The following is a 4,118-nucleotide window of genomic DNA, read 5'->3' as shown; positions in this document are numbered from 1 at the left end:
CGAGAGGAGCATCGTGTCGACGCGGCGGCCGTCAAGATCGATGACCTCGAAGCGCCAGCCATCCTTCACGAAGCTTTCGCCGAGATCCGGCAGGTGTTTCAACTCTTCCAGCACAAGGCCGGCGACGGTCTGGAATTCAATGTCATCCGCCAGCTTGAAGTTCATGAATTCGGCGAACTCGTCGATCGGCGTCCAGCCGGAAACAAGATAGGAGCCGTCGCCGCGGCGAACGATTGCCTGCTCGTCAGTAGGTCCCTCCTGCAGTGCGCCCATGATCGCTTCCATGATGTCGCCGGAAGAGACAATGCCCTCGAAGTGGCCATATTCGTCGTAGACGAGCACCATGTGGACCGGTGATTTGCGGATTGCCTGGATGACATGCGTTGCCGTCGAAAGGTCTGAGATCACCGGAACTTCATGGGCAAGCGACTGGATGTCTGCATGGCCATGCGCATCGAGTGCATCGTAAAAGTCCTTCACGAAGAGCACGCCAAGCACCTCGTCAGAACTGTTACGGCGCACAGGCAGGCGCGAGCGGCGGGTTTGGTGCAGCTGCTTGCGAATGTCTTCGATGCTGTCTTCGATGTCTACGACTTCGACGTCGCGGCGAGGAGTCATCAAGGCTCTCGCCGTGCGGTCGGCAAGGCGCATGACGCCGGATATCATCGCCGATTCCTCGCTCTCGATCACGCCGGCACTCTGCGCCTCGGCGAGCACCGTCTTGATCTCTTCGTCGGTGACGCCCTCGCTGCCCTTTCCTGACTGACCAAGAAGCGTAAGCACAAGCTTGCCGGACGCGTCGAGAAGCCAGACGAGCGGCAAGGCAAGCTTGGAAAGCAGGGCCATGGCCGGAGCAACTTTGCTTGCCACCACTTCAGGTTCGCGAAGCGCAATCTGCTTCGGAACCAGTTCGCCGATTATCAGCGAAAGATAGGTAATGGCAACGACCACCGTGCCGACGCCAAGCGCATCGGAGACGGCGGGGGAAGCGCCCTGTGCGCTAAGCCAGGCCGAAAGACGGCCGCCCAGCGTTGCGCCTGAAAAGGCACCCGAGAGAACGCCGACGAGTGTAATCCCAATCTGAACGGTTGAGAGAAAGCGGCCGGGATGTTCGGCAAGTTTGATGGCTTGGGCAGCCCCGCCGCTCCCATGATCGGCCAGGACCCTCAGACGGGCGGGACGTGATGAAACGACGGCAAGTTCGGACATTGCGAGCACACCGTTCAAGATAGTGAGCAGCACAACGATTATGATTTCCAGAAACAAAAGAAGCCTTTGAGATTGACAGCGATGCCTCAAAATAGGGCCAAAGCGCCGACAATGAAAGCAAGGCTTGCATTTGCTTCGGCGATTTTTGCTCGGCGCTTTTGAATGATTGGGCGCTGACGCCCTCACTGTGCCGAAGCCGGTGAGACCCGCCATATCGTGTTGCCGACGTCATCGGCAACAAGCAACGCACCCTTGATGTCGATCGCGACGCCGACAGGTCGGCCGAAGGCCTTGTCGTCCGCCCCGACAAAACCCGTCAGGACATCGCGCGGCGGGCCGGAGGGCTTGCCATCGACGAAAGGCACGAAGATCACCTTGTAGCCGCTGCGCGGCTTGCGGTTCCAGGAGCCGTGCTGGCCGACGAAGGCACCGCCGACATAATCCGGACCAAACAGGTTGCTCGTGTTGAAGGTCAGGCCAAGCGAGGCGGTATGCGGACCAAGGGCATAATCGGGGACGATGGCGCTCGCAACCATTTCAGGGTTTTGCGGCTTTGCCCGGCTATCGATATGCTGGCCGAAATAGCTGTAGGGCCAGCCATAAAAGCCGCCTTCCTTCACCGAGGTCATATAGTCGGGAACGAGATCGCTGCCGAGCTCGTCGCGTTCGTTGACGGCCACCCAAAGTGCGCCCGTCCGCGGCTGCCAGGCAAGACCATTTGGATTGCGCAAGCCGCTTGCGAAGACGCGAACACCCTTTGTGGCAAGATCGATTTCGAGGATCGAGGCACGGTTTTTTTCCGCATCCATCCCGTTTTCCCCGACATTGCTGTTGGAGCCCACGGTGGCATAGAGCTTGGTGCCGTCAGGGCTCGCGATCAGGTCTTTCGTCCAGTGCTGATTGATCGGGCCTGCTGGTAGATCGGCAATTTTTGCGCCCGGCGCGGTGATCACCGTTTCACCTTGCTTATAGGGAAAAGCCATGACCGCATCGGTATTGGCGACGTAGAGCGTATCCTTGGAATATGCCATGCCGAAGGGCGAATTGAGATCCTTCAGGAAGACGGTGCTGGTCTCGGCTGCACCGTCCTTGTCGGCATCGCGCAGCAGGGTGATGCGGTTTGCACTTTTGACCTCGGCGCCGGCCCGCCTCATGAGCACACCTTCGAACCAGCCGCGGATGCTGAACCCGGCGTCTTCACCTTTTGGCGGCTTGTTGCTTTCGGCAACAAGGACATCGCCGTTCGGCAGGACATGGATCCAGCGCGGGTGGTCGAGGCCCCTTGCAAAAGCTTCCACCTTCAACCCCTCTGCGGCTTTTGGTGTGGCTCCTTCTGGCCAGCTGGCCGCTTCCGCGACATTGACTGTCGGGATCAACGTCGGGTTCGGCGCGGGGAGCATCGGTGAGGGACCGTATCCCTGCTCGATCGGGACGGTGGCGGATTCACGCTCAAAGACGAATATCCACCCGCCTGCAACAAGGATGAGAAGAAGGACGACAATGATGATCTTCTTCATGGATGATCTCCCATGCAAGACCGCGCTGGCGTTTTGACCGCTATGGGTTTCAACGCTCCTGATAAATTCGAATGATGGAGCAAGTGCCCCAAGGTTCAAGATTTCAACGGCCGCAGCTGTGCTTCTAAAGACCGCATCTTCCATCATGGCGTGTTGAAGAGGAAAAAGACCATATACGAGCGACTTGAGCGACCACGCAGTATGCTTGAGTCTTGAGGCATGTGCGTAACGAGACTGCCTCAAACTTCAGGCCCAGACGGCCCCATTGTACGATTGCGGACCTATGAAGTTTATCGGGAACCCCACCGAGTGCGAGGGCATTAATTCCTCCGTAGAAGGAGGACGCCATGCCAACAGTCTCCGTTGCACAGCCTTGCAGCGCTCAGGCAGAAATCATCTCGCTTCTTCCAGCTCTCAAAGCCTTTGCGAGGCGTTTCGAGCGTGTTGAAAGCGACGCCGACGATCTCGTTCAAGAGACGGTCTCCAAGGCGCTTTGTCATATCGAGCAGTTCCAGGACGGCACGAGCCTCAAATCCTGGCTCTTCACGATCATGCGCAATACCTATTGCAGCAGCTACAAGCGCCGCAAGCGCGAACCTGTCGGTTGCGTCGGCGACCTGACCGACCATCAGATACCGGTCAAATCGACGCAGGAATGGTCGCTGAGAGCCCGTGACGTTCAGGCAGCGATCGACAAGCTTGGAGCACCGCACCGCCATGCACTGCTGCTCGTGGTGAACGGGACAAGCTACGAAGAAGCGGCTGCGATCTGCGACTGCCAAGTGGGCACCATCAAGAGCCGGGTGAGCCGCGCTCGCAACCATCTTCTGGAAATGCTCGGCGAGACGCAATCGTCCGAAGCAGCCTCGTTACACTAGCAAGGGTGCCCAGCAATGAGCCGCCACGACAGGAACGAATGGATCGCCAAGAGGGCCTATGCACTTTGGGAAGCGTCCGGGCGCCCACATGGCCGCGATGCCGAGCACTGGGCACAGGCAGTGCGAGAGCGCGACGAGCTGGAGCGCACGCAGGCTTCTGTGGACGGGCGCGAGGTGCTGGTCCGGTTCAAACCAAGACCACCGGCCACGTCGCTGAAACCCTCCAGGCGCCAGCCAGCGATCGCCAGCGGCTGAAGGGTATGCAGTCCTGCAGTCCGTACAACCAGAAGCGGCTAAAGCTCTTATCAGCCGAGACGGGTCGCCTCTCTTACCCTGTTGCGCGATAATGGCAGATCGACCAGGCGCTTTCCCGTCGCATTGCGAAGTGCGTTGGCGAGTGCTGCACAGGTCGGTCCCTGCGCCGCCTCGCCTGTGCCGAGGAAGGGCTGGCCGGGCCGATCGAGAATATGCACTTCCACGCTTTGTGGAACGCTCCCGAAGCGCAGTATCGGAT

The 4,118-nt window shown here is 59.2% G+C and carries 5 protein-coding genes; 2 read left to right on the top strand and 3 right to left on the bottom strand.

Translation table 11 applies throughout. From position 1 onward, the window contains the following. Together C9413_RS28790 and C9413_RS28785 are read right to left on the bottom strand one after the other, a co-directional pair. On the bottom strand, window positions 1-1,266 hold a 1,266-nt coding region (locus tag C9413_RS28790; RefSeq protein ID WP_170251256.1), incomplete at its 3' end, for a hemolysin family protein. Window positions 1,267-1,391: 125 nt separating this feature from the next. Beyond that, window positions 1,392-2,726 carry a sorbosone dehydrogenase family protein gene (locus C9413_RS28785; protein ID WP_040116379.1) on the bottom strand — a complete coding sequence of 445 codons (1,335 nt, stop codon included), beginning with the start codon at window positions 2,724-2,726 and terminating at the stop codon, window positions 1,392-1,394. Between the two features lie 347 nt (window positions 2,727-3,073). On the opposite strand from C9413_RS28785, the gene C9413_RS28780 reads away from it, so the two are divergent. After that, window positions 3,074-3,604 (top strand): sigma-70 family RNA polymerase sigma factor, encoded by a 531-nt coding sequence (locus tag C9413_RS28780; protein ID WP_052451907.1) that lies wholly within the window; start codon window positions 3,074-3,076, stop codon window positions 3,602-3,604. 15 nt (window positions 3,605-3,619) lie between these two features. After that, a complete protein-coding gene (locus C9413_RS28775; RefSeq protein WP_040116380.1) occupies window positions 3,620-3,859 on the top strand; it encodes a DUF2934 domain-containing protein in 240 nt (79 codons plus the stop codon). A gap of 50 nt (window positions 3,860-3,909) precedes the next feature. Here C9413_RS28775 and C9413_RS28770 read toward each other — a convergent pair. Next, window positions 3,910-4,118: hypothetical protein (locus tag C9413_RS28770; protein ID WP_170251255.1), on the bottom strand; the 209-nt coding region annotated here is incomplete at its 5' end.

This window comes from Rhizobium sp. SEMIA 4085, from assembly GCF_013004495.1.
GTDB classification, from domain to species: domain Bacteria; phylum Pseudomonadota; class Alphaproteobacteria; order Rhizobiales; family Rhizobiaceae; genus Rhizobium; species Rhizobium gallicum.
This window is presented reverse-complemented; position numbering and strand designations above follow the sequence as displayed.

Coding starts and splice junctions, on each gene's coding strand:
- C9413_RS28785 (WP_040116379.1), bottom strand. CDS start 2,726: ATGAAGAAGATCATCATTGTCGTCCTTCTTCTCATCCTTGTTGCAGGC.
- C9413_RS28775 (WP_040116380.1), top strand. CDS start 3,620: ATGAGCCGCCACGACAGGAACGAATGGATCGCCAAGAGGGCCTATGCA.
- C9413_RS28780 (WP_052451907.1), top strand. CDS start 3,074: ATGCCAACAGTCTCCGTTGCACAGCCTTGCAGCGCTCAGGCAGAAATC.